Source organism: Roseobacter cerasinus, from assembly GCF_009811755.1.
Taxonomy (GTDB): domain Bacteria; phylum Pseudomonadota; class Alphaproteobacteria; order Rhodobacterales; family Rhodobacteraceae; genus Roseobacter; species Roseobacter cerasinus.
In genome coordinates, this window is sequence record NZ_BLIV01000001.1 from 436,679 (window position 1) to 463,401 (window position 26,723).

Consider the following 26,723-nt stretch of genomic DNA (forward strand, 5'->3'; position numbering starts at 1 on the left):
GTGGGACAAGGGCCAATCGGCGCAAAAGCACCAGATTTATTCGTCGGCGGCCTCTTCCGCCGCCACGCGCGCCTTGTCGGCCGCCCCCTTGGCGTCGCGGTCACGGTCCACAAATTCAATGATCGCCATCGGCGCCATGTCACCATAGCGAAAGCCCGCTTTCAGCACGCGCACATAACCGCCCTGACGGTCCTTGTAGCGCGGGCCAAGCACGTCAAACAGCTTGGTAACGTACTGGTCCTGCTTCAGCTTTGCGGCGGCCTGACGGCGCGCGTGCAGATCACCGCGTTTCGCCAAGGTGATCATCTTTTCGATGATCGGGCGCAGTTCTTTGGCCTTGGGCAGTGTTGTCTTGATTTGCTCATGTTCGATGAGCGAGCCCGCCATATTCGCCCAAAGCGCCTTGCGGTGCTCATGTGTGCGGTTCAGGCGGCGGTATCCACGTGCGTGACGCATTTTCTATCTCCTAGTTTGCCCTCTACGGGCGGTTTTGCTTTGTCTGACCGGGTGATGCGTGTCACCCGGCTCTCCTTGGGGCCTGTCGGCCCGGATCGTCCCCGCCACCTGCGGGCATTTGTCTCAAGATCCCTTAGAAGGAATCCTCGAATTTCTTGGCCAGATCCTCGATGTTGTCTGGCGGCCAGTCTTCTACGTCCATGCCAAGGTGCAAGCCCATGCCAGAGAGCACTTCCTTGATCTCGTTCAGCGACTTGCGGCCAAAGTTCGGCGTGCGCAGCATCTCGGCCTCGGTCTTCTGGATGAGGTCCCCGATGTAGACAATATTGTCGTTTTTCAAGCAGTTGGCCGAACGGACAGACAGCTCCAGCTCGTCCACTTTCTTGAGTAGCAGCGGGTTGAACTCCAGACCGTCGTCTTCATCGGCACGGGATGCCGACTCCGGCTCGTCGAAGTTCACGAAGATGCCCAACTGATCCTGCAGAATGCGCGCGGCAAAGGCCACCGCATCATCGGGGCTGATCGAGCCATCCGTGTCGACTTTCATGGTCAGCTTATCATAATCCAGCACTTGGCCCTCACGGGTCGGCTGCACATCATAGCTCACCTTCTTGACCGGCGAATAGATCGCATCGATCGGGATCAGACCAATCGGCGCGTCCTCGGGCTTGTTCTTCTCAGCCGAGACATAGCCTTTGCCCTGATTGACAGTCAGCTCCATGTAGAGGTCTGCCCCGTCATCGAGGTGGCAAATCACATGATCGCGGTTCAGCACGTCAATGCCCGCCGTTTCCGAGATATCGCCAGCCGTCACCACACCCGGGCCTTTGGCGGAAATCGACAGACGCTTGGGCCCTTCGACATCCATGCGCAAAGACACGCCCTTGAGGTTCAGAATGATGTCGGTCACATCCTCGCGCACACCGGCAACGGAGGAGAACTCGTGCAGCACATTGTCGATCTGCACAGAGGTGATCGCAGCGCCTTGCAGCGAGCTCATCAGCACCCGGCGCAGCGCGTTGCCCATGGTCAGGCCAAAACCGCGCTCCAGCGGCTCCGCTGTCACAGTCGCCTGACGTGCGGGGTCATTGCCCGGCTTGATGTCGAGCTGCTGCGGCTTGATCAATTCGGCCCAGTTCTTATGGATCATGCGTCCCTCCATTCCTGTCAGCGCCCCATGTCCAAAAGGCGAAGACTCTCGAGGTTTCAAAAAGCGGATGGGGGCCGCGAACAGACTCGCAGCCCCGAAAGTTCAATGTCTCTCAGACGCGGCGGCGCTTTGGCGGGCGGCAGCCGTTGTGTGCCATTGGTGTGACGTCACGGATCGAGGTGATGTTGAAACCCGCGGCGGCCAGAGCACGCAGCGCGCTCTCACGGCCAGATCCGGGGCCTTGCACTTCGACCTCCAGCGTTTTCACGCCGTGTTCCTGCGCCTTGCGGCCCGCATCCTCAGCGGCCATCTGCGCCGCATAAGGCGTGGATTTCCGCGAGCCTTTGAAGCCCATGGTGCCGGCGGACGACCAGGAGATCGCATTGCCCTGCACATCCGAGATCAGGATCTTGGTGTTGTTGAAGGAGCTGTTCACATGCGCCACACCGGCGGCGATGTTCTTGCTGGCCTTTTTCTTAACGCGTACGCGATCACGTGCCATTGGTCAGACCCTCCCTTACTTCTTCTTACCGGCAATGGCCTTCGCTGGGCCTTTGCGGGTGCGTGCGTTGGTGTGGGTGCGCTGACCGCGAACCGGCAGGTTGCGACGGTGGCGCAGGCCACGGTAGCAACCCAGGTCCATCAGGCGCTTGATGTTCATTTGCACGTCGCGGCGCAGATCGCCTTCGACGGTGTAGTTGGCGTCAATGTGCTCGCGCACGGCCAGAACTTCGGCGTCGGACAGCTCATTGACCCGGCGAGTGGGGTCGATGCCAACCGCTTCGCAAATTGCCTTTGCGGAGGTGTTGCCGATACCGGTGATATAAGTGAGGGCGATAGGAACCCGCTTTGCAGTCGGGATGTTTACGCCGGCAATACGTGCCACGTGTCGTCGTCCTTTTCGTTGCGGGTCCGTAGCGCCAGACCCTTTTTTCACAACATCACGCAGGTTGCGTGTTTTGCATCAAAAATCCTGTTGCATATGTCTGCCCCAGGTGTGAGCTCTTCAGGTAATCTCGCCTCCGGATGCTGGTCTTGGAGGCAAATTGATTCTCGCGAGAGATAGCGCGTGTTATGGGGTTTTGGGGTGAGCGTCAACCCGCCTGAGCCATGTCATATCATGCGGCCAAAACCGGCCCGCGCGGCGCGCCTCAGCCGATTGTAGACCGCTTCGCTCCACTACGTTATGTTGCCGCTCATCGGTTTCTCGATCAGGACATCCATATGTCGAAAACGACCACCTCACGCAAGGCTGTAAGAGAGGAACGCCACCCTGCCTCTCCAGCCGGCAGAGCTCCCGGGCGGCCCGACCCTGCGCTCTCCGCCTTGCAGGCCAAGGCTGACGGTAGCTCTGCGACGAAAAGCCTGAACACGCTCCAGCTCAGCGCCAAGGCGGTCATCCAGCGAGAGACACCGGTGAAATCGGATGCGGCCGATTGGGCCAAGGAAGACTACATCAACAAGGTTGGGAAAGAGGGCACGGTCGACACAAGCCCCAGCCAGTCCCTGCCTGCCCTCGGCCCCAATCAAGACCCAAGCTGGAAGGCCGTTGACCGCACCGGCACACCGCAATGGGCCGAGGATGACTATGTCAACAAGGTCGGAAAGACCGGGTCCGTGGACGCCAGCCCCGGCCCGCGCATGCCCGCCCTTGCACCGAACGCAGAACCAAGCTGGAAGAAAGTCGACCGGACAGGCGTGCCCGAGTGGGCAAAGCAGGACTATATCCGGGAGGCACCGAAAACCCTGATTGCGAGCGTCGCAGACGGCAAGATCGGCAGTATCTACTTTCCCGGCGGGCGGATTCGCACGACACACGGGAGTGGGCCGGCAAAGGAAGAGCATGGTGAGACGCTGCAGTACAACATTGACTATGACGCCGCGCTGGCAGAGTTCGACAAGAAGACCCCCGACCTTTACCCAAACACTCTGGCCGCGCTGCGGCAAAAATATGCAGATGACCCGGAGTTCACGGACCGAGACCTCAAGAAAGCGGCGGCCAAGCATTACTATAAAAATGCGCACCGCTATATCTCGGGCAAATTGAACGTCACGAATCCCTCCAAGATGCCCTACTGGATCCGGCTTTTTACCGGGCGCTCCAAGCTGCCGAGTTGGGCCGGTGACGCCATCAAATCCCCCGATGATGCGCCGGGCATGGCCACGCAGACCGACCGAACGCTGTTTGAAATCTTTCGCGGCATCAATGGCCAGGTGGAGGGCTGGCACCCTTCGCGCGGGGCAGCCAAGAAGTGGGAGACCAACAAGCAGGTGATCTCCGTGTTGAACGCAGCCATCAAACACATAAAGGACATCGACGGCGCGCCCGCGCGGAACGCGGCCTTCTACGAATTCATCCAGCGCCGCATTCCGGCTTTTGCCGCCCAGATCAGGCGGCCAGACGAGATCTGATCATCATCATCTGCGCGGCCACGCCCGAAGACCCGCCGCAAAGGTCGAGACGAATAGACAGTTAGCTTCGGTGCCTAAATCTTCCCTTCGGCACACAGGTGGCGTGACCGACAAGGACCTCAGCAAGATCCGTTTCTAAGCGGTCGTCGCGCAGCGCCTGCCGGTCTTTTCCAGCGACATCCAGCGCTCAGAGCATGTTTAAAAGCGCCCTCCGTCTGCTCTGCCTTCAACTGGGACGCGATTTCTCTCTTGCCTAAAAACCAAGCACTTGCGCGGATTGGCAAGGCTCAATCACAAAATGCTGCGCCGCGGCACGATCCGGGGAGGAGTTGTTAACCCTTTTTCGCTATACAAGGTCCCGCATTCGCGACCGTGGGAGGAGGCCGCCCTGAAAGGAGACGGCAATGCGCACGAGACCTGAATTTTGTTTTCCATGCCAACCGCTGCGTTGGCTGATGGGCCTGACGCTTCTGAGCCTGGTGACCCTGGCTCCTGATCCGGCCAGCACCGAAGGGGCGCTGATGCCCCGATATGCGTCCGGGCAGGTGGACATTCACAACCCAAGCCGCGTCGATGTGGCCTTGGTGCTTGCGGTGGATGTGTCCTCCTCCGTCAAATCCCACGAGCGACGCTTTCAGCGTGAGGCTTATGCGGCTGCTCTTGCGGATCCCCGCGTGGCCAGCATGGCGCTTGGCGGCGGCGCCGGGCGGGTTGCCATCTCTTACATGGAGTGGAGTGGCCGGCACTATCAACGGGTACACCTGCCCATGCGCATCATGTCGACGCCAGAGCAACTGGCCACCTTCGCAGCTGACATCCTGGCCATCGAAGACCGCAACGCCGACCCGATGTATGTGCAGCCCACGGCCATCGGCAACGCACTCCTGGCTGCCGAACAGGTGATGGCCACGCTGAACGTGCCCGCACGCGACTATGTCATCGACATTTCCGGCGACGGTGTGCTGAACGACGGCATGGGCATCCTGGCCGTCCGTGATCAGCTGTTGGCCATGGGGCTGACAGTGAACGGCCTGCCGATCGAGATCACCCATGGCGAGACCAACACCGATCGCACCGCCTTGGACCGCGTCTCGCACTACTATGAGGATTGTGTGATCGGAGGGCCCGGAGCGTTTCACCTCGTCGCCCGTGGCTTTGAAGATGTCCGCGAGACTCTGATCATGAAGTTGATGCTGGAAATGGCGGAGATGCAGCCTGACGAACGGTCACAGATCGCGCAGGCCTGGAACCAGAGTGATGACGGGGTTGTCGCGCAAATCCTGCCCGCCAATATGATTGAACTGGCGCCACCGGGTGGATCAGCCCCTCAACGACGTGCGCCAGCCGATTGTGGTGAAACACGCGTAAGCTCGGCCAATCCGTTCATGATTGTGCCCTAGCGGCAATTGTGTGTGTCAGCTGTCCAGCACGGCACTGATGTCACCTTGCACGGCCTCGATGCTGCCCAAGCCGTCCACGCGGCTCAGCATGCCCTTCGCGTAGTAATAGCCGATCAGCGGTGAGGTCTGCTTGTAATAGGCCATGAGGCGGATCTTGAGGCTGTCTTCGTTGTCGTCGGCGCGCACTGGCTGCCCCGCCGCGCGGGCTTCTTCAGCCCGCCCGACAATCCGCGACACCAGGACGTCGTCATTGACTTCAAGCTCGACAACCGCGTCTATCGTTTCGCCCTGACTTTCCAGCAGCTGTCCCAACGCATCGGCCTGCGCCAGCGTGCGCGGGAACCCATCAAAGATAAAGCCCTTGGCCTTTACCGTCTCCAGCTTTTCCTTGATCAGCCCGATGACGATCTCGTCCGTCACAAGCGCGCCGCGCGCCATCACATCAGCGACAATATTGCCCATCTCGGTGCCGGAGTCCTTGGCCTCGCGCAGCATGTCGCCAGTGCTCAACTGCACCATGCCGCGTGTCTCTACGAGATGACGCGCCTGCGTCCCCTTCCCGGCCCCCGGAGGCCCCAGCAGGATAATATTCATCGGCGGACGGGGCTCCGTTTCTTGCGTGTCTTACCGCCTGATTTGCCGCGCAGCTGCGACTTCTCAAGCAGGCCTTCGTATTGATGGGCCAGAAGATGGCTCTGGACCTGTTGAATGGTGTCCATAGTTACCGAGACGACGATCAGCACGGAAGTGCCACCAAAGTAGAAGGGTATCGCAAACTGCCCGCGCAAGATCTCAGGCAGAAGGCACACCGCAGCGAGGTACCCAGAGCCAAGCACCAGCACGCGGTTGACCACATACTCCAGATATTCGGAGGTTTTCTTGCCCGGTCGAATGCCCGGAATAAACCCGTTCTGGTTCTTCAGGTTGTCGGCCACATCGTCGGGCTTGAAGCTCACGTTGAACGTATAGAAATACGCAAAAAACACGATCATCACCGTGAAGAACGCCAGGTAGAGCGGCTGTCCGGGCCCGAAGTTCGCCAGCAGCCAGGACATGATCGGATTGGTGGAATTGCCCGAAAAGGTGCTGATGGTGACAGGCAACAGCAGCAGCGAGGAGGCAAAAATCGCCGGGATCACGCCTGACGGGTTGACCTTGACCGGCAGGTGGCTCGACCCGCCGTCATAGACCTTCATGCCCACCTGACGGCGCGGGTATTGAATATGGATCTTGCGCAGGGCGCGTTCCATGAAGACCACAAACATGATCGTGGCAATCACCATGACAATCACACCGATGATCACAGCCGGGCTCAGCGCGCCGGAGCGACCTGACGCGAGGAACTGCGCCAGCGCCGCCGGAAGCTCAGCGATGATCCCCACGAAGATGATCAGCGAAATCCCGTTGCCGATACCGCGTGCGGTAATCTGCTCCCCGAGCCACATCAGGAACATCGTCCCGCCAACCAGCGTGATCACGCAGGACGCTCGGAAGAAGAGCCCTGGATCGGTCACGATGTCACCGGCCTCAAGGCTGACCGCAAGCCCATAAGCCTGCAGGGTCGCGAGGGCCACAGTACCATAGCGGGTATATTGATTGATCTTCTTGCGCCCCTGCTCACCCTCTTTCTTGATCTGCTCAAGACTGGGCACCATCGAGGTCAACAGCTGCACGATGATCGAGGCCGAGATATAGGGCATGATCCCAAGGGCAAAGATGCCCATCCGCCCGAGCGCGCCACCAGTGAACATCGACACCATGCCGCCAATGCCCTGCCCCGCCTGCTCCATGAACTGGCGCAGGGCCACACCGTCGATGCCTGGCACCGGGATGAAAGTGCCCAGACGATAGACGATCAGCAGACCAAGGGTGAAGAGGATGCGGTTCCGAAGGTCGGTCGCCTTGCCCAGCGCAGACCAGCTGGTGTTGGCGGCCATGTTTTCGACGGCAGATACCATTTATGTGGCTCTCTTTTTATACAGACACGCCGCCCAGGCCGTTTTCCGGCGGGCGGCGTTCGGGAAAACTCATCCGACTATGTAAGCGGCGCAGAGGCCGCCCACAAGCCTGAACTCGGGTCTCAGCCCTCTGACGTTTCCGCGACCGGCGCCGCCACAGTCAGCGAGCCCCCGGCTTTTTCAACAGCTTCAACCGCCGATTTGGACGCACCCGTCACGGTCAGGTCGAGCTTGGCAGTGACCTCGCCCTTTGCCAGCACACGGATGCCATCGAGCTTGCGGCGCACCAGGCCGCTCTCGACCAGAACGTCTTCGGTGATCGCTGCTTTCGCGTCGATCTTCTTGGCGTCGATGAATTTCTGGATCAGACCGAGGTTGACGACGGCAAACTTCTTGCGGTTCGGCTTGTTAAAGCCACGCTTCGGCAGACGTTGGTAGAGCGGCATTTGCCCGCCTTCATACCCGTTGATCGCCACACCCGAGCGGGATTTCTGACCTTTGATCCCGCGGCCACCCATCTTACCGGTGCCGGAACCCGGGCCACGCCCCACGCGCTTGCGTTTCTTGGTGGCGCCTGCGTTGTCAGACAGTTCATTCAGTTTCATTGTCGCTTCTCCTTTGGCCGGATGTACCCCCCAGCGACGGGAGCGGGCAAACACGGCGTTTCGATTCTCAGTCAGCTGCGGCTGACCGTCGGCGTATAGACGGCGTTGGCGGATGGATCAAGGGCCAGTTTGGACACCCTGGAAGGGTCACGTTGAAGCTGAACCGGTCCAAGGGATCTGCAAAACATCCTGACCCTGGCACGCCCACATCTCGCCGCACAAGAACAAGCAAAGGCTTAGGCAGTCCGGTAAGCAGTCGTGATTTGGTCTCCGAACACGATTTTGATAACAGGCAAGATGGGAAAGCAAACAGATCAAACGACCGCTGCCTTGATGAATTCCGCTACAAGCCTCAAACGGGTGCGGTCCTTCGTTGCGATCAGATATGTCTCTTGTGCGTCTCGCATCTCGCGGATGGCGACCTATGCGACATTATCCTGAATAAGACTGCTGTTGCGAAGAAACAGCGCCACGCCAATGCCCTGCAGCACCGCTTCGCACATCAACGGGAAGGTTGTCATGGTCACAGTGCGGGTCAACGTGATGTCATGCTGCTTGCACCTCTGGCCAAGAAGCCGCTGCGTGAGCGAGCCCTTTTCAGGGACAATGAGCGTTTCGTGCTGAAGATCGACCAGCGACACCTGCTTTTGCCGCGCAAATCGGTGATCCGCGAGGCAGTAGAGCACATATTGCGATTGTTCGATATGGATACGCTCCCAGCCTTCATGTTCCGGTGCATCCGTGATCAGGCCAACATCGGCCAATCTATTGGCGCCGTCCATTTCAGCGGCATGGTAGAGTTCGCTATGCACGGACGTCAGCCCGACAAGGTACAGCACCATGTTGAAGCCAAACCCTTGCCAGATCCCGATAAAGTACACGACCCAAATGGCTTAGTCGCGATCTCCCAGCCACAGCGGAAACCCCTCGTCACAGCCATTGGCGCCGAAGGGGATGGCCTCGAACCACGATCCGCAAGCCATTGCGAGCGTTCGGTTGAGCAGCGGCGCGGCTTTTGTGAGCCGGAGTGCCTCCGGCAGGAGACCCAACTGCATCACGCGAGGGGCTCAAAAGGCACCCGCCACATCAGGGGGTGGCCTAAAAGCTGGATCCCTCGACCAACGGCCTCAACCGGCAGTATGTTGATCTTGGGCGGCCCAATGAACTCAGCAACATGAATGTCGTTGGGATCTTCATAGATGATCTCGGGCGCTGCGCATTGCAGGATTTCACCGCCCATCATCACTGCGATCTTGTCGGACATGGTCATCGCCTCGACCTGATCATGGGTGACATAGATGAATGTCGCACCCAGGCTGCCTATGCAGCTCCGCTGTCTCCGCGCGTGTTTGCACGCGCAGCTTGGCATCAAGGTTGGACAGCGGTTCATCCAAGAGAAACGCAGCGGGGTCGCGCACCAGCGCGCGGCCCAGATCCGCAAGAGCGCCTAGGAGCGGTTCCGGCTGGTCACCTGGCCTGCGCTCGGGCCAACAGTTTTTTTTGTGGTGACCATCTACTGCATCCGCGCGTTTCAGGTGTTCGACACAATCGAAGCCTTCTGGCCACAAGGCGGCGGGCCGAACAAATCCGCCTATGTAATGATGCTCGCCATCTTCGAAAAGGGCGTTCAGCAGAACCTGATCGGGATCGGCTCAGCCATCACCATGCTGTTCCTGATCTTTGTGATGGCTCTCACTCTGATCCAGCGCTGGCTGGTCGAACGCAAGGTTCATTGCGGATGACGCAGGCCTGGCCGAAACATCTCGGGCTGGTCTTGGGTGCGATCATCGTATTGGCACACTTTTACATGATGCTGAGCTATTCGTTCAAAAGCCCCGGCGAGATTGACCGGGGAGAGGGTGGCTTCTTTGGCCACCAGGAGTTGATGATCGACCCGCGCTGTATGGCGCTGCGCCAGCCGGACCGGGCGGATATCGAAGATGCGCGTGCCGCACGTGCGAGAAAGTGCTGCCGCGCTCAGAGCAATGACCACGTGGCAAAAGCCTTACTGCGCGCTCACGGTAAAAAGACGATGATTTCCCCTATGAGCTCGACATTGAGGTTTGTCCAAATAAGAAGCGCCCCGCAGTTTCCTGCAGAGCGCCCCATGGTTCAACACCTGGACGGTATCAGTCGCGCTCTTCCACGATCTCCACCATATGCGGGATGGAGTTGATCATACCGCGCACAGAAGGCGTGTCTTCCAATTCGCGGGTCTTGTGCATCTTGTTCAGGCCCAGGCCGATCAGCGTTGCGCGCTGTTTGGCGGGGCGGCGGATCGGGGAGCCGATCTGCTTGATCACGATTGTCTTGGCCATGCTCACGCCTCCTCAGCCACTTGTGCGGATGTGTCGACAGCATCCTCACGCTTGGGAAGGATGTCAGCCACTTTCTTGCCGCGACGCTGCGCAACAGACCGGGGGCTTGACTCTTTGCGCAACCCGTCCATGGTGGCGCGGATCATGTTGTAAGGGTTCTGCGAGCCGATGGACTTGGACACAACGTCTTTCACGCCCAGCATCTCGAACACGGCCCGCATCGGGCCACCGGCGATGATACCGGTCCCTTCAGGCGCTGTGCGCATAACCACTTTACCAGCGCCGTGACGGCCTTCCATATCGTGGTGCAGCGTGCGGCCTTCGCGCAGTTGCACGCGGATCATCTGACGCTTGGCCTGCTCGGTCGCCTTGCGAATGGCCTCAGGCACCTCTTTCGCCTTACCTTTGCCAAAGCCCACACGGCCCTTCTGGTCACCCACAACCACGAGGGCTGCGAAGCCAAAGCGCTTACCGCCTTTGACGGTCTTGGACACACGGTTGATGGCGACCAGACGGTCGGCAAATTCCGGTGCTTCGTCACGATCACGACCTCTGCCGCGCCGGTTGTCACGTTCTGCCATAGAGAACATCCTTTGATATCTGGGCAAGCGCCCGTTTGTCTCAACCCAAGTGAGCGCGAAGCCCCCGGATCATCGAGGCGGCCATCACAGCCGCCTACGCTGTCTCAATCAACGGTGGCCTGAAAGCCCACCGTACCTGCCGGCAGGTAGGGTGGGCCTTGGGCCACCCATCCTTAGATCTTCAAACCGCCTTCGCGGGCGGCGTCAGCCACCGCCTTCACCTTCCCGTGAAAGAGGAAGCCGCCGCGGTCGAAGTATGCCTCGCTCACGCCAGCTTTCTTGGCGCGCTCGGCAATCGCCGCGCCCACCTTGGTGGCCGCTTCGATGTTGTTCTTGCCGACCACACCCAGCGCTTTCTCCAGCGTCGACGCCGAGGCAAGTGTTGTGCCCGCCACATCGTCGATCAGTTGCACGCTGATGTTCTTGTTCGACCGATGCACGGAGAGGCGCACGCGCCCCGCGTTCACCTTGCGAAGTTTGTTCCGAACGCGCAGGCGGCGCTTCAAGAACAGGTCTCTTTTGCTGTTTGCCATTGTTTGCGTCCTTACTTCTTCTTGCCTTCTTTGCGGAAGATGAACTCGCCTTTGTAGCGGATACCTTTGCCCTTGTAGGGCTCGGGCTTGCGCCACTGACGGATGTTCGCGGCAACCTGACCAACAAGCTGTTCGTCGATGCCTTCCACCACAATCTCGGTCTGTTTCGGAGCTGTCACAGTCACACCCTCGGGGGCTGTGTAATCCACATCATGGGAGAGGCCGAGATTCAGCTTCAGGGTGTTGCCCTGCATGCTCGCCCGGTAACCCACACCCTGGATTTCCAACTCTTTCTTGAAGCCTGTCGTCACGCCGGTCACACAGTTCTGCACCTGCGTGCGGGACATGCCCCACTGCTGGCGCGCGCGCTTGGATTTGCCGCGCGGTGTCACGGTGATCACATTGTCTTCGACCTTCAGATCCACATCATCCGTTGCCTTGAACGAGCGTGTGCCTTTGGGGCCTTTGACTTCGATGGCCTGACCCGACACCGTGGCCGTAACGCCAGAGGGCAGGTCAATCGGTTTTTTACCAATACGAGACATCATGCCCTCCTTAGAATACGGTGCAGAGCACTTCGCCGCCAACATTGGCGCTGCGTGCAGCCTGATCCGACATCACACCCTTGGGGGTGGAGACAATCGACACACCCAGGCCCTGACGGACCACGGGGATGTCATTGACGCCCATGTAAACGCGGCGCCCGGGCTTGGAGACCCGCTTGAGCTCACGAATGACAGGTTCGCCTTCGTAGTACTTGAGGCTGATCTCGATGGCCGGATGGCCGTCGGCACCAGTGACCTTCTCATACCCGCGGATGTAGCCTTCGTCGGCCAGCACATCCAACACCCAGGCCCGCAGCTTGGACGCCGGGGTCATGACGGTGGATTTGCCGCGCATCTGGCTGTTGCGGATGCGGGTGAGCATATCTGCGATAGGATCGTTCATCTCATACCCTCCTTACCAGCTCGACTTGACCATGCCGGGGATCTGGCCTTGAGAGCCGAGGTCCCGCAGCGCGATCCGCGAAATTTTCAGTTTGCGATAGTAGGCGTGCGGACGACCTGTCAGCTGGCAGCGGTTGTGCAGACGCACAGCCGATGAGTTCCGAGGCAGTTTCGCCAGTTTCAGAGACGCGCGAAAACGCTCTTCCATCGGCTTCTCTTGGTCGTTGATGATTGCCTTCAACTCGGCACGCTTTGCCGCGTATTTGGCAACCAGACGCTCACGCTTCTTCTCGCGTGCGATCATGGATTTCTTAGCCATATCAAATCCCTCCCGATCAGCTGTTGAAAGGCATGTTGAAGTGCTTCAACAGGCTCTTTGCTTCAGCGTCGGTTTTCGCCGTTGTGGCGATCACAATGTCCATTCCCCAGTTCTCATCGATCTTGTCGAAGTTGATCTCCGGGAACACCAGATGCTCCTTGAGGCCCATGGCATAGTTGCCACGCCCATCGAAGCTCTTGCCCGACACGCCGCGGAAGTCGCGGATGCGGGGCATCGCAATGGTGATCAGACGGTCGAGGAATTCGTACATGCGGTCACCGCGCAGGGTCACCTTGGCACCCAGCGGCATGTCTTCCCGCACCCGGAAGCCCGCGATGGACTTCTTCGCACGTGTGGTCAGCGCCTTCTGGCCTGCGATCAGCGTGAGATCCTCAACGGCAGATTTCGCTTTCTTGCTGTCACGCACCGCTTCGGCACCACAGCCGATGTTCAGCACGATCTTTTCAAGACGCGGGATCTGCATGTCGTTCTTGTAACCGAACTCTTCCTTCATGGCCGCGCGGATGGTCTCCGCATATGTGGCCTTCAGGCGGGGTGTGTAGTTTGCACTATCAAGCATCGATCACGTCCCCCGTGGTCTTGGCAAACCGCACCTTCTTGTCGCCGTCCATCTTGAAGCCGACGCGGGTTGCTTTGCCATTCTTGTCAACAAAAGCCAGGTTGCTCAGATCAATCGGCATCGCTTTGGGGATGCGACCGCCTTGCGTTGTCTGGCTCTGACGGGTTGCGCGGATGGCGATGTTGATGCCGTCCACAACTGCTTTGCCAGTCTTGGGCGACACAGACGAGATTGTGCCCGTCTTGCCCTTATCCTTGCCGGCCAGCACGATGACCTTGTCACCTTTTTTCAGTTTCGCAGCCATCACAGCACCTCCGGCGCAAGCGAGATGATCTTCATGAAGTTCTTCGCGCGCAGCTCACGGACAACCGGGCCAAAGATCCGGGTGCCGACGGGCTCGTTGTTGTTGTTCAGGATCACGGCGGCGTTGCGGTCAAAGCGGATCGCGGTGCCATCTTCGCGGCGAACTTCCTTGGCGGTGCGCACGACGACGGCCTTGCGCACGTCGCCCTTCTTCACGCGACCGCGTGGGATGGCTTCCTTCACCGAGACGACAATGATGTCGCCAACGGAGGCGTATTTACGCTTGGAACCACCCAGGACCTTGATGCACTGAACACGGCGTGCGCCGCTGTTGTCAGCAACATCCAGGTTGGTCTGCATCTGGATCATTTGGTTTCTCCCGACCTATGGGGGGCCGATGCATGGCCTTACCCCCAGGGTTTCGACTGTAAGGGCGGTGCCTTAGGCCTCAGCGGCCTCGAGCACTTCCCAACGTTTGGTTTTCGACTTCGGCGCGCATTCGATGATGCGGACCGTGTCACCTACCTTGAAGGTGTTCTTCTCATCGTGCGCCCGGTACTTCTTGGACTTACGGATGGTCTTTTTCAGAACCGGGTGCGTGAAGCGGCGCTCAACGCTAACGGTCACTGTTTGCGCGTTTGCGTCGGAGGTCACGACGCCTTGCAGGATACGCTTTGGCATGGGTGCTCTCCTTATTCAGACGCTGCAGCGGCAGCTTTTTGGTTCAACACGGTCTTCACCCGTGCCGCGTTGCGGCGCGCAATGCGCAGCTGCGCGGGGTTTTCCAGCTGGCCGGTGGCCTGCTGAAAGCGCAGGTTGAACTGTTCTTTCTTCAGATTGGCCAGCTCTTCACGAAGCTGATCCGGGGTCTTGTCATGCAATTCCTTGGCGTTCATCGCCTTTTTCCTTTCAACATCACGGGCAGGCCCAACGTGCAATGCACTCTGGTCACCCTGATTCCCGTGGAGTTCATGATGAAGGGGCCGTATAGGAGGGTTGCGGTATCATGACAACCCCTTTTCCGCCGCAATAAGACAGGCTCAGCGCCGCCTCTTGGCCAGGCGGGTCAGTTTCTTGAAAAACCAGGCATGGGCTTGGTAATGCGCCTCCAGCACACCGGGCGTCTGCAACAGCGCGGTCATGATCCGGATACGGTCGACCCGACTGGTGTTGATCGATACATCCAGCACGTCGTTCCGGTCGAACCGGTTGTACTCTTCTGTCCCAACCGACCGGCGCCGCCGCGCCCTGCGCCCGTTGGCATCCCCCCTTAACCGCCGTGACAACCGGGTGAGATCATGGCTTTTGTGCATATAGTGATTGATGCACGCCAGCGCCCAGGTCTTTTGCTCGGGCGCCAGCTTGAGAGCGGTTCCGCGTTGCCGGTAACAAACGGATGTGTCAAGCATCTCGCCCGCAGTGTTCACCACACGCAGGGTTTCTGCAGGCACAGTCGGGTCTTTGGGGCAGTGGGGCGCAGCATCCCGAAAAGCTGATCGTCTGAACATCACTTTTTGTGCAAAGCCTTCTAAATCGTCCTGACACAGCAGAAATCCATCCAAGACCCCTCCCCCGTCCCAAACCGCCCGATCACTGCTGCCAAAGACGCGACAGCCAAACATGACCGCATGAACATCGCCAAACGGAGCAAGAAATTCCGCGATGCGCGGCTGACCCGTCCGAATGTTGAGAAACTCATCCAGATCGATGTGCATCACCCAATCCTGATCAGTCATGTCCTCATGCGCCAGACACCGCTGCACTGCGCTGCGTTGATGGGTCAGACCTTCAAGCGAGGTGGTATTGTCGATCCGGTAAACAGGCCAATCCGCGGCCAGCAGGTCGAGGATCTGATCGGTTCCATCCTCGCAGTCATTGGTCGCCACAAAAATCTTGTCGAAACCGACAGACAGGTGGTGCGCGATCCACTCGATCAGAAATGGCCCTTCGTTGCGGGCGCAGGCCGCGATTGCGTAAGTCATGATCGTCCCATTCGGGCCTTCGGTTAGGGTGTCCAAGACACCGCACGCAGGGTCGCTCGAGTCAAGCGATCCAATTGCGGACCAAGGATCGCGCCCGGAAACTTCAGCCATCTCGGGCCGGGGTTTTCGTCGCCCTCAGGCTGCGGTACACCGCGATCATGGTGGACTGGATCGTATCAGACGGGTTGACGGATTATCGCGCGGCGGAGCGGTGGATGGAGGCGCGCGCCGACGCCATCGCCGCCGGAAACGCAGAGGAATGCATCTGGCTGATCGAACACCCGCCGCTCTATTCTGCGGGCACCAGCGCCCGCGCCGCAGACCTCACGGACCCGCATCGCTTTCCCGTCTACCCGACGCGTCGAGGCGGTCAGTACACCTATCATGGGCCGGGCCAGCGTGTCGTCTATGTCATGCTCGACGTGGGTCGCCGCGGTCGCGATGTGCGCCGCTTTGTTCAGGAGTTGGAGGCCTGGGTGATCGCGACGCTGGCCACCTTCAATATCACCGGGGTAATCCGCGACGGCCGTGTCGGCGTCTGGGTTGAACGCCCCGAAAAACCTCGCCGTCAGGACGGTGGCATCGCAGAGGAGAAAATCGCGGCCATCGGGATTCGCCTGCGCAAATGGGTCAGCTTCCACGGCATATCCATCAATGTTGAGCCGGACCTCAGTCACTTCGAGGGGATCGTGCCCTGCGGCATCGCAGAGCACGGGGTGACCAGCCTCGTGGATTTGGGCCTGCCGGTTGGTTTGCCGGAGGTCGATCTAGCACTGAGGGCCGGTTTTGCGGATATCTTCGGCGATGTACCAGACACAAAGACCGCGCCTGAGTTGGCGGCGGGCGAATTCACCTAGAAGCAATGCCTGCCGCCCCTGTCATCTCGCAACCAGACAGGTAGGGGTTGGCCGAAGCGTCATCACTTCTGGTGTTTGATCTTCATGAGACCAGCCTGTGATTGTGTTCCACACATCAACACTCGTCGATGACCGACGCGCGATGGCGCTGAGACATGCCAAACTTAGATGCAAGAGCTAGCCATGTAATGCGTCCCGCACCTCCGCAGAGGTCTCCGCAAAACGCAGCATATCGTCGACCGTCAACGGCTTGTTGAGAAACGCATGGAGATCGGGATGCGCTTCTGCTCTGGCGCGGTCCGCTTCCAATACCGAAGTCGACAACATGACGATCAAAGTGTCTGAGCAGCGACTTTCCTCCGGCAGCGCCGAGTAGTTTTCTAAAAACTCGAACCCGTCCATCCTCGGCATGTTGATGTCCAACAGAATGAGGTCGGGGCAGCCCTGCCCCGCCGCCAGCCGCGTTTGCAGATAGTCCAGCGCCGCAACACCGTCAGTGGCCACATCAACGGTGCGCGCAAGTGCGCTGCGCCGGATGATCCGCGTGTGCATGAGGTTGGTCACCTTGTCATCATCGACGAGAAGGACAGTATCCAGCACAGCTGCGGTCACACGACATCCTCGCGATCCGGCAGACGAATAGAGAAACAGCTGCCGGCCCCGGGCGTGCTGGCCACATCGATTGAGCCACCCGCACGCTCCAGCAAGCGCCGGATCGAATACAGCGACACACCCGCGCCATCCGGGGTCGTATGAGCCCGCTTGAAGAGGCCAAACACCTTGTCACGGTCGCGCTGCAAGTCCAGCCCCGACCCATTGTCCTGCAATGAAATCTCGACCTCGTCATCGCATTTTCGCGACAGAATGCGCAGTCGCGGCCGTCGACCAGGCTTGTGGTACCTGATCGCGTTGCCGATCATGGACTGCAGGATGTTCTCCATCTCCTGCGGCATGAACCAGACCGACGGGTGCATAAACTCTGTCTTGATCACGGCGCGCGCATCCGCGATCTGGAAATGCAGGTTGACCAGAGCCTGTTCTGTCGCCTCTGCCAGATCGACCTCTTTAAAGTCGCCTGGCGCGCTCAAACCGGCCTGCGCCACGCAGATCAGCGCATCCAGCTTGTCACTGGCCTGCTGAGACACCTCGCGCATCCAGCCAAGCGTCTCCGCATGCTCGACCGGAAGCAGCGATTCCACCTCCGACAGCATATGGGTCAAGCTGGTCATATTATTGACCGGCACGCGCAGGTCGTGCGTGGCGGCATAGGTCAGCTCTTCCAGATCACGCTGAGCCTTCTCCAATTCTGCCGTGCGTGTCGCCATGTTGGACGCCAGTTCACGGTTGAGCATCTCAAGCTCTTGCGTGCGCGCTTGAATGCGCTGCTCAAGCTCCGCGTTGATGCGGTGCAGTTCCGCTTCTGCTTCCTTCTGGGCCGTGATGTCAGAGGCAACTCCGATGTGCCGCAACACGGACCCGTCAGCGGCGCGTTCAAATGCCGTGTCGATGGACCGCAGCCACAAGATAGACCCATCTTTGGCGTAGACCCGATACTCGTGGCTGACATATGCGCCATCCGGCAGAGCATCCATGCTGGCGAAGTAGGTCACCAGGCCGGGCAGATCCTCCTCATGCACGCAGCGCTCGATCACCGTATCGCCCATCTCAACAAGTTGCTGTGGTGAATAGCCGAGCAGCTCTGCCATTGACCGGTTGGAGTATTCATTGCTCATGGTCTTGTGGTTGAAGACGTAGATGATGCCCGGCACAAGCCCGACCACGCGACTGAGAAACGCCGCGCTTTTTTCGTCCACCTCGAAAGGCAGATTTGGGCCTTGCTGGCGGATCTCCACCTGCATTGTGCCTGTCTCCTTCACCGACCCGTCAAAACACTGACCCACAAAGGTCAGAATACATGCCCCGCTGATATGTATGGGTCATGAAGTTTAATCGGCGGTAAATCCCAACGCGGATCGATAGAATCTGAAACAACCTGTGCCGACTGCGCGGATCCAATCGTTGCGGTGGAAACCCTTTTTTTGGAACTGCGGCAATACGATCATTGCTTGGCGGTTCAACACCCTCTAGAACCGAGGAGATTCTGTCATGCGGCCCTGGGAACTGGCGCATGACGACCACAGCTTGATCAGGAGGCACAAGCATGGCAGACGCAGCCATTCATGGCCACGAACACCATGATGGACCAACGTTTTTCCAACGTTGGTTTATGTCAACAAACCACAAAGATATCGGGATCCTTTACCTGATAACATCCGCTTTGGCGGGCTTCATATCGGTGGCATTCACCGTCTACATGCGGCTGGAACTGATGGATCCGGGCGTTCAATATATGTGCGATGAAGGGGCACGGCTCTTTGCGTCTGACGCACCCTGCACCCCCAACGGGCATTTGTGGAACGTACTGATCACCGGCCACGGCATCCTGATGATGTTCTTTGTTGTGATCCCCGCACTTTTCGGCGGATTTGGCAACTATTTCATGCCCTTGCAGATCGGCGCGCCCGATATGGCATTCCCGCGCATGAACAACCTGTCCTTCTGGCTTTACGTGGCAGGCACAACACTGGCGGTCTGCTCGGTGCTGGCGCCTGGCGGCAATGACCAGTCCGGCTCAGGCGTGGGCTGGGTGCTCTACCCACCGCTGTCCACGCTGGAACGCGGCTACTCGATGGACCTGGCAATCTTTGCGGTGCACGTCTCGGGGGCATCGTCGATCCTGGGTGCGATCAATATGATCACTACCTTCCTGAACATGCGCGCTCCGGGCATGACGCTTTTCAAAGTGCCGCTGTTTTCCTGGTCGATATTCGTTACAAGCTGGCTGATCCTGCTGTCTCTGCCAGTTTTGGCGGGCGCAATCACAATGCTGCTGATGGACCGCAACTTCGGTTTCACCTTCTTTGATCCGGCTGGTGGCGGCGACCCGGTGCTTTACCAGCACATCCTGTGGTTCTTCGGCCACCCCGAAGTGTATATCGTGATCCTGCCCGGCTTTGGCATCATTAGCCACGTGATCGCAACGTTCTCGCGCAAACCGATTTTCGGCTACCTGCCGATGGTCTGGGCGCTGATCGCCATCGGAGCCCTCGGCTTCGTGGTTTGGGCGCACCACATGTACACCGTGGGAATGAGCCTCAATCAGCAGGCCTACTTCATGTTGGCCACCATGGTCATCGCGGTGCCGACCGGTGTGAAGATCTTCAGCTGGATCGCGACCATGTGGGGCGGCTCGGTGACCTTCGAAACACCGATGCTCTGGGCCTTCGGGTTTCTCTTCCTCTTCACCGTCGGCGGTGTAACTGGCATCGTTCTGTCGCAGGCCGCTGTTGATCGCTATTACCACGATACCTACTATGTGGTGGCGCACTTCCACTACGTGATGAGCCTTGGTGCCGTCTTCGCCATCTTCGCCGGGATCTACTTCTATTTCCCCAAAATGACCGGCAAGATGTACCCTGAATGGGCTGGCAAGCTGCACTTCTGGGCGTTTTTCATCGGCGCAAACCTGACCTTCTTCCCACAACACTTCCTGGGCCGTCAGGGCATGCCGCGCCGCTACATCGACTACCCTGAGGCCTTTGCCTACTGGAACTGGTGGTCGAGCCTCGGTGCTTTCATCAGCTTTGCGTCATTCCTCTTCTTCTTCGGTGTGATGTTCTACGCCCTGCGCAAAGGTGCGCCTGCCAAGGAAAACAACCCCTGGAACGAATACGCCGACACGCTTGAGTGGACATTGCCCAGCCCGCCGCCCGAACACACGTTCGAGCAGCTTCCAAAACAGGAAGACTGGGACAAACAGCCGAGCCACTAAGGCATCGCTACAATCCCCAAAGGCCTCGGACAATCTCCGGGGCCTTTTCTATTGGCACCTGGCAATAGACCCATATGCCGTCCGGCCTGAGCAATACAGATGGCGGTTAGACAGAAGGCGCCGTGCTCCACTCGAAAGCCGAGTTTGACGCCGTTTTCCTGACCCTGTGCAACAGGCTCTGCCGACGACAGAAGCCAACGGCTGCGGCCGCAGTCAAACAGCGCCCATTGCACGCACAGCTGCACGGCAGAGCAGATTCGCTGGTTACCGACCGGATCGGATGTTTTTCGCCGATGCAGATCGCACATTGCAGCATGTCTCCGCCAAGCGACGGGCCTTGAGCAGTTGTGAGCGCCAGGCCCGGAACAAGGCCTTATGACCTCGCGTTGACCCGACAGTGACAATGAAAGGAGAGACGCATGTTCTCGACACACATGACATCCGCAGCCCTCGCCGCAGCGATCGTTTTCGCCCCGGCGGCGCGCGTGGCCGCTGACGGCAAGGACTTCATCGCCGGCGCCATCATCGGTGGGGTCGTGGGCTCCCAGATCCAGAAAAACGTGGACCGGACGCGCGCACAACAGCAGCGGGTCTATCAAGCGCCAGCGGCACGACAGACCGGTACGACAAAACGCAGCTACCGGTCGTCCATCCCCGCCACACAGGATGGGCGGAACATCCAAACCTCGCTGAACTACTTCGGATTTAACGCGGGCACCGTCGACGGGCAGCTCGGTCGCCAAAGCACGTCCGCAATCTCCGAGTACCAACGCTATCTTGGATATCAACCAACCGGCCAGCTGACCGGTTTCGAGCAGGACTTGCTTTTGCGCAGCTACAATCGCGCACAAGCTGGTGGCGATCAGACGTTCCGGCAAATCGCTGCACATCCGGACGGCACACGCGGTCTTCTGAAAACCTTCCGGGCGGAGATCGCAAATGGCGCCAACACAGGTGTCGACACAAGCGGCTATCCACAACCGCAGCCCGCGACAAACTGGTAACCAAAGCAGCGGGCCCTCTCACGACGCCCCTGTTTCCACCAAAGCCCCCGATGGACCGGACAACACAATGTTGCCCAGCCCATCGGGGGACGCAGGTCGCCCGTGTCGCATTGCTTCAGATAGCTCTTCTGGCTAACACTTCGGCATGCCCTACCAATGGACATCAGACCCCGGCGACTGCCCTCGCATCTTGCAGCTTTGGCCGCACAACTCGCTGCCCGCCCGTGGCATGGCCGCGTTTGTCCTGACCACCTTCACGCTGCTGTGTATCCCGACCCTGCCGCTGCTGGGGTCACCTTTGCTCTGGGGTCTGCTGCCCTTCCTGCTGCTGGCCCTTTGGGGCATCTACTTTGCGCTCAACCGCAACTATCTCGCCCGGCAGATCGTTGAGACGCTGACCCTCGATGACGATGCGGCGCACCTCACGCGCAAGGACCCCTCCGGCGCGGTGCAGGAATGGACCTGCAAGCGCTACTGGACAACAATCACCAAATACGAAAAGGACGGCCCGGTGCCGCATTACGTGACGCTCAAGGGCATGGGCCGAGAGGTCGAGATTGGCGCCTTCTTGAGCGAGGAAGAACGCGTCTCACTTTATGACGAGCTACAACGCGCCTGGACGACATAGCCCCAACGAAGTTGTCCAGCCAGGGCGTCTAGAAGACCAAACCTATCAAGCCATCCGCCAAAACGCCTCGCTGAGATCGAAGCGACAAATGCGCCACCAGCAGGTGCGGCGGGCTTCAGGCCGCCGGCTCCCCTAACTGAGCCGCGCCTTCACCTTTGGCCCAACAGCGCCAAAATCCATCTGACCAGTGTACTTGGACTTCAAAAGCGCCATGACCTTGCCCATGTCGCGAATGCTGTCCGCACCAACCTCAGTAACCGCGTCCGCGACAGCTTGCTCCGCCTCCGAATCCGAAAGCTGTCGCGGCAGGAACTCCTCGATCACCTTGATCTCGTCCCGCTCGCTCTCAGCCAGATCCAGCCGCCCGCCCTCTTCGTAAGCCCGCGCACTTTCCAGGCGTTGCTTGGACATCTTCCCGAGGATGGCCAGCACCTCAGCCTCGCCGACACCCTCGTCATTGCCCTCCGCCCGGGCAGCGATATCCTTATCCTTGATGGCCGCATTGATCAGACGCAGGGTCGACAGCCGATCCACCGCCTTGTCTTTCATCGCCTGTTTCAACGCAGCGGAAACCTTTGCGCGCAATTCCATCCTGGTGCATCCTCTCAGCTGGCGCCCCGGGTTCTCCCCCGCGACCATGCGTTTCAAGGCGCAAACTCTATCCAACATGTGCAGGGGCCGCAATACGATCCGCCACGTCACCTCGGAGGCCTGCAAAAGCACTGAATCGGCCTTGACCCACCCTCACCCCACGTCTACTTTCCGCCAGATTTGACTATATTTCGCCGCCTGAAAGGACCGCCCATGCATTCCCCTCTGTCCGACCGCCCGACCGCATGTCTGGCGCTGGCCGATGGCACGCTGTTCTACGGGACCGGCTTCGGCGCGACGGGTCAGACAGTGGCCGAGCTGTGCTTCAACACCGCCATGACCGGCTATCAGGAAATCATGACAGATCCCTCCTACGCGGGTCAGATCGTGACATTCACCTTCCCGCATATCGGCAATGTGGGTGTGAACCCCGAAGACGATGAAACCGGTGATCCGGTGGCCGAAGGCATGATCGTGAAGTGGATGCCAACCGACCCATCAAACTGGCGGGCCGCACAAGGGCTGGACGCCTGGCTCGCAGCCAGAGGTCGGATTGCCATGGGCGGTGTCGACACCCGCCGCCTGACCCGCGCCATCCGCAACGCCGGAGCGCCTCATGTGGCCCTGGCGCATGATCCGCACGGCAATTTCGATGTGGAGGCTCTGCTGGCGGCAGCGCGCGGGTTCGAGGGCCTCGAAGGGCTTGACCTGGCCAAAAAGGTGACCTGCGCTCAGTCCTACAGGTGGAACGAGACGCGATGGGCCTGGCCAGATGGCTACGCCTCGCAGACCGCACCAAAACATAAGGTTGTCGCCATCGACTACGGGGCCAAGCGCAACATCCTGCGCTGCCTCGCCTCAGCGGGCTGCGATGTGACCGTTTTGCCGGCCACCGCCACATTTGACGATATCATGGCGCATGCGCCCGACGGCGTTTTCCTGTCCAACGGCCCAGGCGACCCTGCTGCCACAGGCAGATATGCCGTGCCAATGATACAACAGGTGCTCTCCGATACGTCCCTTCCGGTCTTTGGCATCTGCCTCGGGCATCAGATGCTCGCGCTCGCGCTTGGCGCCCAGACCATCAAGATGAACCACGGCCATCATGGCGCGAACCACCCGGTCAAGGACCACGACACAGGCAAGGTTGAGATCACCTCAATGAACCATGGCTTTGCAGTGGATGCGCAATCTCTGCCCGAGGGCGTGATCGAGACACATACCTCCCTTTTTGATGGGTCGAACTGCGGCATCCGCATGGCAGATCGGCCTGTTTGGTCGGTGCAGCACCACCCCGAGGCCAGCCCCGGGCCGCAGGACAGCTACTACCTGTTTGAACGGTTTGCCAGCGCCATGGCACAGCAGGCCGCGTAGCGTCCGCGTGGCCTCTTGCCTGAAAAAGTGTTAATTTAACAGATCATTAACCCTGTTCTGACAGCTTGCCCGAGGTCGCATTCAGGCAAGGCTTTTAGACATGAGCACCCTCCGGCTGGTTGTCTCCGATCCGATCCCGGATCCGGATCTGGCGGCGCCGGCGATCAGATATGAACCGATTGGCCGTATGTTGGTGAACGACGGCAAAATCGCGCAAAACGATCTTGATCACGCGCTAAAAATCCAGAGCCAGATTGACGCCCCGCTGGGCGAAATCATGGTGTCCGAAGGGCTGCTCAGCAAGCGCGACGTGCTGCATGCAGTGGGCGCGCAATGCCATGCGCGCGGCGCCGATCTCGACCTGGAGCCGCCCGCCGCCAAGATGGCCGCCTGCCTGCCCGCCGAGGTTTGCCTGCGTCACGGGGTGGTGCCATGGAAACGTGACGGATTGCGCATTCTTGTTGCGACAAGCAGCCCGTCGGATTTTGCTGCCCTGTGTCAGACCATGAAGCGGCGCGGGCTCTCGCTCTTTCCGGTCATTGTCGATGATGTGCAGATCCAGACGCATATCAGCCGCCTCTACGGGGCGGAACTGGCGCAAAAGGCCGAAACGCGTGTGCCTGAGGTCGAAAGCTGCCGCAGTTGGGGCACACGGGTGCAAAACCGCTCGCTCTGGGCGGGCGGGATTTGCACAGCGCTGGCCGCAAGCCTGCTGCTGGCGCCCGCCTGGACAGTCACTTTGGCCGTGCTCTGGGCGGTTCTGACCCTGGCGATGACCACCGGCCTGAAGGCCGCAGCATTCGCGGCCCAACTGACCCAGCCCTCCGCTGTGCGGCGTGGGCGCTCAGACATCAGCACTGCGAAGTTTCGTTTGCCGCGCGTGTCGGTGCTGGTGCCGCTTCTGAAGGAAAACGAGATTGCAGGGCAGCTCATCGCCCGGCTCAGCCGCCTGACTTATCCGAAGTTTCTGCTCAACGTCGTTTTGGTGCTGGAAGAAGGGGATGAAACCACCCGCCAGACCATCGCCGAGACAGAACTGCCCGAGTGGATGAGCGTGATCGAAGTGCCTGGCGCCGGATCGCTGACCACAAAGCCGCGCGCGCTTAACTACGCGCTGGACTTCTGCCGTGGCAGCATCATTGGCGTCTGGGATGCGGAAGACTGGCCCGAGGCAGATCAAATTGAACGCGTTGTGACCCGCTTCAATGGCGCGCCGGAAAATGTGGTCTGTCTGCAAGGCATTCTGGACTACTACAATTCTCGCACCAATTGGCTGTCGCGCTGTTTCACCATCGAATACGCCACCTGGTGGCGGGTGATGCTGCCCGGTGTCGCAAAGCTCGGGTTTGTGCTGCCTCTCGGAGGCACCACATTGTTTTTCAAACGCGAGGCGCTGGAACAGCTCGGCGGATGGGACGCACATAACGTGACGGAGGATGCAGACCTCGGTGTGCGGCTGGCGCGCCATGGCTACAAGACCGAGTTGATCCATACGGTCACTCATGAAGAGGCCACAAGCCGGGTCTGGCCCTGGGTGCGGCAGCGCTCGCGCTGGCTCAAGGGGTTCATGATCACTTACTTCGTGCACATGCGCCGCCCGGCGGCCCTGTTGCGCGATCTGGGGTGGAAACGGTTCTTGGGCGTGCAGACCCTGTTTCTCGCCACGGTCTCCCAATTTGCAGCCGCCCCGCTGCTCTGGTCTTTCTGGCTGACCTTCACAGGTGTCACCCATCCGGTTGAACTGACGCTCGGCGCGCAGGCGGTCTGGGGTTTTGTAGCACTTTTCATCTTTTCCGAAGCGCTGAGCCTGGCGATGGGACTCTATGCCGTGTCAGGCAAGGCCCACCGGCACCTGCTCGCCTTTGTGCCGACAATGGCCTTCTACTTCACGCTGGGGGCTTTGGCCGCCTATAAGGCGCTTTGGGAAACAATCCGCGCGCCATTTTTTTGGGACAAAACGCAGCACGGCGTTTCGCAGCAAACCGACACACGCTGACGAGGGTGAAAAACCTACCGGCTAGCCGGCCCGGCGGTGACCGCCGGGCAGCGCCCGCGCCGTGGCGGGGCGTTTCACGCCCCGCCACGGCGCGGGCGCCTCACCCAGATCCACGGGACGGCCCTACCACTGCAGCGCAGTCGCCTAGCTCTCCTCTTCGCGTCGCGCCGCGTCCTGTTTCAACCGTGTCATGAACGCCACGGAGATATGTTCGCGAAGAGCGCGGTCCGCGGCCTCGGCGTCTTTCTCTTCAATTGCTTTGACGATGGCGTCATGCTCAGCCTGCGCAATTTCGCCTCGACCATCCGCAGCCAGAGACGTGGTTGCCATCAAAGCCATGGTGCGGTGCACCAGATCAAGCTGCTGCACCAGATACCGGTTGTGGGACGCCAGATGGATCTGTTTGTGAAACCGGCGATTGGCGCGGGCCAGAGCCACCGGGTTGTCAATCAGCGCATTGTCCGCCGCGACCATCTCCCGCAGAATGCGCACCTCTTCGGCCGTCGCATGTTGTGCTGCCAACCCGGCGGCAAGCCCCTCCAGCTCGCGACGCACCACGTAAAGCTCCGCCATCTGATTGTGGTCAAGCGACGCCACAATCAGACTGCGTCCGTCCCGCGCCAGCAGCGACTGCGTCTCCAGCCGCTGCAACGCTTCGCGGATAGGCGTGCGCGACACGCCGAAGCGCTCCGCCAGCTCACTTTCCACCAGCCGGTCACCGGGGCGATAGACCCCAAGGTCAATGGCGTCGAGGATCATTGTATATGCATCGGTTGGCTGCGGTTTCTGCAAGCCCATGGTCGTCACCTTTTTTACTCCGGTTCCGGCACCTTAGCGAGGCGGCTTGCGCGGGCGCAACCCCATGCGGTCTTGCACAGGCGCGTCGGGCGCTCTAGC

At 59.8% G+C, this 26,723-nt stretch carries 32 protein-coding genes and 3 pseudogenes; 9 read left to right on the plus strand and 26 right to left on the minus strand.

Features of this window, described 5'->3' with window-relative positions; translation table 11 throughout:
• Positions 1-36: 36 nt before the first annotated feature.
• The 4 genes from rplQ to rpsM form a co-directional block, all read right to left on the minus strand.
• A complete protein-coding gene (gene rplQ / locus So717_RS02190) occupies positions 37-456 on the minus strand; it encodes a 50S ribosomal protein L17 (protein ID WP_159974558.1) in 420 nt (139 codons plus the stop codon).
• 133 nt (positions 457-589) lie between these two features.
• Positions 590-1,606, minus strand: coding sequence for a DNA-directed RNA polymerase subunit alpha (locus So717_RS02195; protein WP_159974559.1), 1,017 nt, complete (start codon positions 1,604-1,606; stop codon positions 590-592).
• A 112-nt stretch (positions 1,607-1,718) separates the two neighbouring features.
• Complete coding sequence (gene rpsK / locus So717_RS02200) at positions 1,719-2,108, minus strand: 30S ribosomal protein S11 (RefSeq protein WP_159974560.1); 390 nt, start codon at positions 2,106-2,108, stop codon at positions 1,719-1,721.
• A gap of 15 nt (positions 2,109-2,123) precedes the next feature.
• Positions 2,124-2,492, minus strand: coding sequence for a 30S ribosomal protein S13 (gene rpsM / locus So717_RS02205; protein ID WP_159974561.1), 369 nt, complete (start codon positions 2,490-2,492; stop codon positions 2,124-2,126).
• A gap of 338 nt (positions 2,493-2,830) precedes the next feature.
• Here rpsM and So717_RS02210 point away from each other — a divergent pair, with 338 nt between their 5' ends.
• Both So717_RS02210 and So717_RS02215 read left to right on the plus strand, forming a co-directional pair.
• Positions 2,831-4,018: a hypothetical protein gene (locus So717_RS02210; protein WP_159974562.1), complete on the plus strand. Its 1,188-nt coding sequence runs from the start codon at positions 2,831-2,833 to the stop codon at positions 4,016-4,018.
• Between the two features lie 455 nt (positions 4,019-4,473).
• On the plus strand, positions 4,474-5,418 hold the full coding sequence (locus So717_RS02215) for a DUF1194 domain-containing protein (protein WP_159974563.1): 945 nt from the start codon (positions 4,474-4,476) through the stop codon (positions 5,416-5,418).
• A 15-nt stretch (positions 5,419-5,433) separates the two neighbouring features.
• Here So717_RS02215 and So717_RS02220 read toward each other — a convergent pair whose 3' ends face one another.
• The 5 genes and pseudogenes from So717_RS02220 to So717_RS22720 form a co-directional block, all read right to left on the minus strand.
• Positions 5,434-6,012 carry an adenylate kinase gene (locus tag So717_RS02220; RefSeq protein WP_159974564.1) on the minus strand — a complete coding sequence of 193 codons (579 nt, stop codon included), beginning with the start codon at positions 6,010-6,012 and terminating at the stop codon, positions 5,434-5,436.
• Positions 6,009-7,376, minus strand: a complete 1,368-nt coding sequence (secY, locus tag So717_RS02225; protein WP_159974565.1) for a preprotein translocase subunit SecY — start codon at positions 7,374-7,376, stop codon at positions 6,009-6,011. The genes So717_RS02220 and secY overlap by 4 nt, the downstream gene beginning before the upstream one ends.
• 122 nt (positions 7,377-7,498) lie before the next feature.
• The gene (gene rplO, locus So717_RS02230; RefSeq protein ID WP_159974566.1) at positions 7,499-7,981 is read right to left on the minus strand and encodes a 50S ribosomal protein L15; all 483 of its coding nucleotides are present in this window, start codon (positions 7,979-7,981) and stop codon (positions 7,499-7,501) included.
• 422 nt (positions 7,982-8,403) lie between these two features.
• A pseudogene (locus tag So717_RS02235) lies at positions 8,404-8,985 on the minus strand (substrate-binding domain-containing protein); the annotation flags it as partial.
• Positions 8,974-9,465 (minus strand): annotated as a pseudogene (locus tag So717_RS22720) (ATP-binding cassette domain-containing protein); the annotation flags it as partial. The pseudogenes So717_RS22720 and So717_RS02235, both read right to left, overlap by 12 nt.
• On the opposite strand from So717_RS22720, the pseudogene So717_RS02245 reads away from it, so the two are divergent.
• Positions 9,433-9,723: pseudogene (locus So717_RS02245) on the plus strand (carbohydrate ABC transporter permease); the annotation flags it as partial. The pseudogenes So717_RS22720 and So717_RS02245 overlap by 33 nt on opposite strands.
• On the opposite strand, the gene So717_RS02250 reads toward So717_RS02245, so the two are convergent.
• The 13 genes from So717_RS02250 to So717_RS02310 form a co-directional block, all read right to left on the minus strand.
• Positions 9,711-9,974, minus strand: a complete 264-nt coding sequence (locus tag So717_RS02250) for a hypothetical protein (protein WP_159974567.1) — start codon at positions 9,972-9,974, stop codon at positions 9,711-9,713. The pseudogene So717_RS02245 and the gene So717_RS02250 sit on opposite strands and share 13 nt — an antisense overlap.
• A gap of 136 nt (positions 9,975-10,110) precedes the next feature.
• Positions 10,111-10,299, minus strand: coding sequence for a 50S ribosomal protein L30 (gene rpmD / locus So717_RS02255; protein WP_159974568.1), 189 nt, complete (start codon positions 10,297-10,299; stop codon positions 10,111-10,113).
• A 2-nt stretch (positions 10,300-10,301) separates the two neighbouring features.
• Positions 10,302-10,880, minus strand: coding sequence for a 30S ribosomal protein S5 (rpsE, locus tag So717_RS02260; RefSeq protein WP_159974569.1), 579 nt, complete (start codon positions 10,878-10,880; stop codon positions 10,302-10,304).
• Positions 10,881-11,053: 173 nt separating this feature from the next.
• The gene (gene rplR, locus So717_RS02265) at positions 11,054-11,413 is read right to left on the minus strand and encodes a 50S ribosomal protein L18 (protein WP_159974570.1); all 360 of its coding nucleotides are present in this window, start codon (positions 11,411-11,413) and stop codon (positions 11,054-11,056) included.
• 11 nt (positions 11,414-11,424) lie between these two features.
• On the minus strand, positions 11,425-11,958 hold the full coding sequence (gene rplF / locus So717_RS02270; protein WP_159974571.1) for a 50S ribosomal protein L6: 534 nt from the start codon (positions 11,956-11,958) through the stop codon (positions 11,425-11,427).
• Positions 11,959-11,968: 10 nt separating this feature from the next.
• On the minus strand, positions 11,969-12,361 hold the full coding sequence (gene rpsH, locus So717_RS02275) for a 30S ribosomal protein S8 (protein ID WP_159974572.1): 393 nt from the start codon (positions 12,359-12,361) through the stop codon (positions 11,969-11,971).
• A gap of 12 nt (positions 12,362-12,373) precedes the next feature.
• Positions 12,374-12,679 carry a 30S ribosomal protein S14 gene (rpsN, locus tag So717_RS02280; protein ID WP_159974573.1) on the minus strand — a complete coding sequence of 102 codons (306 nt, stop codon included), beginning with the start codon at positions 12,677-12,679 and terminating at the stop codon, positions 12,374-12,376.
• A gap of 16 nt (positions 12,680-12,695) precedes the next feature.
• Complete coding sequence (gene rplE / locus So717_RS02285) at positions 12,696-13,259, minus strand: 50S ribosomal protein L5 (protein ID WP_159974574.1); 564 nt, start codon at positions 13,257-13,259, stop codon at positions 12,696-12,698.
• Positions 13,252-13,563, minus strand: a complete 312-nt coding sequence (gene rplX / locus So717_RS02290) for a 50S ribosomal protein L24 (protein ID WP_159974575.1) — start codon at positions 13,561-13,563, stop codon at positions 13,252-13,254. Before rplX ends, rplE begins: the two co-directional genes overlap by 8 nt.
• A complete protein-coding gene (gene rplN / locus So717_RS02295; protein ID WP_005621870.1) occupies positions 13,563-13,931 on the minus strand; it encodes a 50S ribosomal protein L14 in 369 nt (122 codons plus the stop codon). The genes rplX and rplN overlap by 1 nt, the downstream gene beginning before the upstream one ends.
• Positions 13,932-14,003: 72 nt before the next feature.
• Positions 14,004-14,243: a 30S ribosomal protein S17 gene (gene rpsQ / locus So717_RS02300; protein ID WP_159974576.1), complete on the minus strand. Its 240-nt coding sequence runs from the start codon at positions 14,241-14,243 to the stop codon at positions 14,004-14,006.
• Between the two features lie 11 nt (positions 14,244-14,254).
• Positions 14,255-14,458: a 50S ribosomal protein L29 gene (gene rpmC, locus So717_RS02305; protein ID WP_159974577.1), complete on the minus strand. Its 204-nt coding sequence runs from the start codon at positions 14,456-14,458 to the stop codon at positions 14,255-14,257.
• 144 nt (positions 14,459-14,602) lie between these two features.
• A complete protein-coding gene (locus tag So717_RS02310) occupies positions 14,603-15,544 on the minus strand; it encodes a glycosyltransferase family 2 protein (RefSeq protein WP_159974578.1) in 942 nt (313 codons plus the stop codon).
• A gap of 158 nt (positions 15,545-15,702) precedes the next feature.
• Here So717_RS02310 and lipB point away from each other — a divergent pair, with 158 nt between their 5' ends.
• The gene (gene lipB, locus So717_RS02315; protein WP_159974579.1) at positions 15,703-16,401 is read left to right on the plus strand and encodes a lipoyl(octanoyl) transferase LipB; all 699 of its coding nucleotides are present in this window, start codon (positions 15,703-15,705) and stop codon (positions 16,399-16,401) included.
• A gap of 177 nt (positions 16,402-16,578) precedes the next feature.
• On the opposite strand, the gene So717_RS02320 is transcribed toward lipB, so the two are convergent.
• Together So717_RS02320 and So717_RS02325 are read right to left on the minus strand one after the other, a co-directional pair.
• A complete protein-coding gene (locus So717_RS02320; RefSeq protein WP_159974890.1) occupies positions 16,579-17,001 on the minus strand; it encodes a response regulator in 423 nt (140 codons plus the stop codon).
• Positions 17,002-17,009: 8 nt separating this feature from the next.
• Entirely contained in the window at positions 17,010-18,260 is a 1,251-nt protein-coding gene (locus So717_RS02325) for a sensor histidine kinase (protein ID WP_159974580.1), read from the minus strand.
• A 302-nt stretch (positions 18,261-18,562) separates the two neighbouring features.
• Between So717_RS02325 and ctaD the strand changes: the two genes are divergently transcribed.
• From ctaD to So717_RS02340, 3 genes are all read left to right on the plus strand, one after another.
• Positions 18,563-20,233 carry a cytochrome c oxidase subunit I gene (gene ctaD, locus So717_RS02330; RefSeq protein WP_159974581.1) on the plus strand — a complete coding sequence of 557 codons (1,671 nt, stop codon included), beginning with the start codon at positions 18,563-18,565 and terminating at the stop codon, positions 20,231-20,233.
• A gap of 419 nt (positions 20,234-20,652) precedes the next feature.
• The gene (locus So717_RS02335) at positions 20,653-21,237 is read left to right on the plus strand and encodes a peptidoglycan-binding domain-containing protein (RefSeq protein ID WP_159974582.1); all 585 of its coding nucleotides are present in this window, start codon (positions 20,653-20,655) and stop codon (positions 21,235-21,237) included.
• A 145-nt stretch (positions 21,238-21,382) separates the two neighbouring features.
• Positions 21,383-21,865, plus strand: coding sequence for a DUF2244 domain-containing protein (locus So717_RS02340; protein WP_159974583.1), 483 nt, complete (start codon positions 21,383-21,385; stop codon positions 21,863-21,865).
• A 132-nt stretch (positions 21,866-21,997) separates the two neighbouring features.
• Here the strand turns inward: So717_RS02340 and So717_RS02345 are convergent, their stop codons facing one another.
• Positions 21,998-22,456, minus strand: coding sequence for a GatB/YqeY domain-containing protein (locus tag So717_RS02345; RefSeq protein ID WP_159974584.1), 459 nt, complete (start codon positions 22,454-22,456; stop codon positions 21,998-22,000).
• Positions 22,457-22,669: 213 nt separating this feature from the next.
• Between So717_RS02345 and carA the strand changes: the two genes are divergently transcribed.
• On the plus strand, positions 22,670-23,830 hold the full coding sequence (carA, locus tag So717_RS02350) for a glutamine-hydrolyzing carbamoyl-phosphate synthase small subunit (RefSeq protein WP_159974585.1): 1,161 nt from the start codon (positions 22,670-22,672) through the stop codon (positions 23,828-23,830).
• A gap of 100 nt (positions 23,831-23,930) precedes the next feature.
• Positions 23,931-25,826 (plus strand): glycosyltransferase, encoded by a 1,896-nt coding sequence (locus tag So717_RS02355; protein ID WP_159974586.1) that lies wholly within the window; start codon positions 23,931-23,933, stop codon positions 25,824-25,826.
• 144 nt (positions 25,827-25,970) lie between these two features.
• On the opposite strand, the gene So717_RS02360 is transcribed toward So717_RS02355, so the two are convergent.
• Positions 25,971-26,624, minus strand: coding sequence for a GntR family transcriptional regulator (locus So717_RS02360; RefSeq protein WP_159974587.1), 654 nt, complete (start codon positions 26,622-26,624; stop codon positions 25,971-25,973).
• Positions 26,625-26,723: the final 99 nt, after the last annotated feature.

Bases quoted from the DNA above. Each gene is read 5' to 3' on its own strand.
- rplQ (WP_159974558.1), bottom strand. From the start codon at position 456: ATGCGTCACGCACGTGGATACCGCCGCCTGAACCGCACACATGAGCAC.
- So717_RS02195 (WP_159974559.1), bottom strand. From the start codon at position 1,606: ATGATCCATAAGAACTGGGCCGAATTGATCAAGCCGCAGCAGCTCGAC.
- rpsK (WP_159974560.1), bottom strand. From the start codon at position 2,108: ATGGCACGTGATCGCGTACGCGTTAAGAAAAAGGCCAGCAAGAACATC.
- So717_RS02210 (WP_159974562.1), top strand. From the start codon at position 2,831: ATGTCGAAAACGACCACCTCACGCAAGGCTGTAAGAGAGGAACGCCAC.
- So717_RS02215 (WP_159974563.1), top strand. From the start codon at position 4,474: ATGGGCCTGACGCTTCTGAGCCTGGTGACCCTGGCTCCTGATCCGGCC.
- So717_RS02220 (WP_159974564.1), bottom strand. From the start codon at position 6,012: ATGAATATTATCCTGCTGGGGCCTCCGGGGGCCGGGAAGGGGACGCAG.
- secY (WP_159974565.1), bottom strand. From the start codon at position 7,376: ATGGTATCTGCCGTCGAAAACATGGCCGCCAACACCAGCTGGTCTGCG.
- rplO (WP_159974566.1), bottom strand. From the start codon at position 7,981: ATGAAACTGAATGAACTGTCTGACAACGCAGGCGCCACCAAGAAACGC.
- rpmD (WP_159974568.1), bottom strand. From the start codon at position 10,299: ATGGCCAAGACAATCGTGATCAAGCAGATCGGCTCCCCGATCCGCCGC.
- rpsE (WP_159974569.1), bottom strand. From the start codon at position 10,880: ATGGCAGAACGTGACAACCGGCGCGGCAGAGGTCGTGATCGTGACGAA.
- rplR (WP_159974570.1), bottom strand. From the start codon at position 11,413: ATGGCAAACAGCAAAAGAGACCTGTTCTTGAAGCGCCGCCTGCGCGTT.
- rplF (WP_159974571.1), bottom strand. From the start codon at position 11,958: ATGTCTCGTATTGGTAAAAAACCGATTGACCTGCCCTCTGGCGTTACG.
- rpsH (WP_159974572.1), bottom strand. From the start codon at position 12,361: ATGAACGATCCTATCGCAGATATGCTCACCCGCATCCGCAACAGCCAG.
- rpsN (WP_159974573.1), bottom strand. From the start codon at position 12,679: ATGGCTAAGAAATCCATGATCGCACGCGAGAAGAAGCGTGAGCGTCTG.
- rplE (WP_159974574.1), bottom strand. From the start codon at position 13,259: ATGCTTGATAGTGCAAACTACACACCCCGCCTGAAGGCCACATATGCG.
- rplX (WP_159974575.1), bottom strand. From the start codon at position 13,563: ATGGCTGCGAAACTGAAAAAAGGTGACAAGGTCATCGTGCTGGCCGGC.
- rplN (WP_005621870.1), bottom strand. From the start codon at position 13,931: ATGATCCAGATGCAGACCAACCTGGATGTTGCTGACAACAGCGGCGCA.
- rpsQ (WP_159974576.1), bottom strand. From the start codon at position 14,243: ATGCCAAAGCGTATCCTGCAAGGCGTCGTGACCTCCGACGCAAACGCG.
- rpmC (WP_159974577.1), bottom strand. From the start codon at position 14,458: ATGAACGCCAAGGAATTGCATGACAAGACCCCGGATCAGCTTCGTGAA.
- So717_RS02310 (WP_159974578.1), bottom strand. From the start codon at position 15,544: ATGACTTACGCAATCGCGGCCTGCGCCCGCAACGAAGGGCCATTTCTG.
- lipB (WP_159974579.1), top strand. From the start codon at position 15,703: ATGGTGGACTGGATCGTATCAGACGGGTTGACGGATTATCGCGCGGCG.
- So717_RS02325 (WP_159974580.1), bottom strand. From the start codon at position 18,260: ATGCAGGTGGAGATCCGCCAGCAAGGCCCAAATCTGCCTTTCGAGGTG.
- ctaD (WP_159974581.1), top strand. From the start codon at position 18,563: ATGGCAGACGCAGCCATTCATGGCCACGAACACCATGATGGACCAACG.
- So717_RS02335 (WP_159974582.1), top strand. From the start codon at position 20,653: ATGTTCTCGACACACATGACATCCGCAGCCCTCGCCGCAGCGATCGTT.
- So717_RS02340 (WP_159974583.1), top strand. From the start codon at position 21,383: ATGCCCTACCAATGGACATCAGACCCCGGCGACTGCCCTCGCATCTTG.
- So717_RS02345 (WP_159974584.1), bottom strand. From the start codon at position 22,456: ATGGAATTGCGCGCAAAGGTTTCCGCTGCGTTGAAACAGGCGATGAAA.
- carA (WP_159974585.1), top strand. From the start codon at position 22,670: ATGCATTCCCCTCTGTCCGACCGCCCGACCGCATGTCTGGCGCTGGCC.
- So717_RS02355 (WP_159974586.1), top strand. From the start codon at position 23,931: ATGAGCACCCTCCGGCTGGTTGTCTCCGATCCGATCCCGGATCCGGAT.
- So717_RS02360 (WP_159974587.1), bottom strand. From the start codon at position 26,624: ATGGGCTTGCAGAAACCGCAGCCAACCGATGCATATACAATGATCCTC.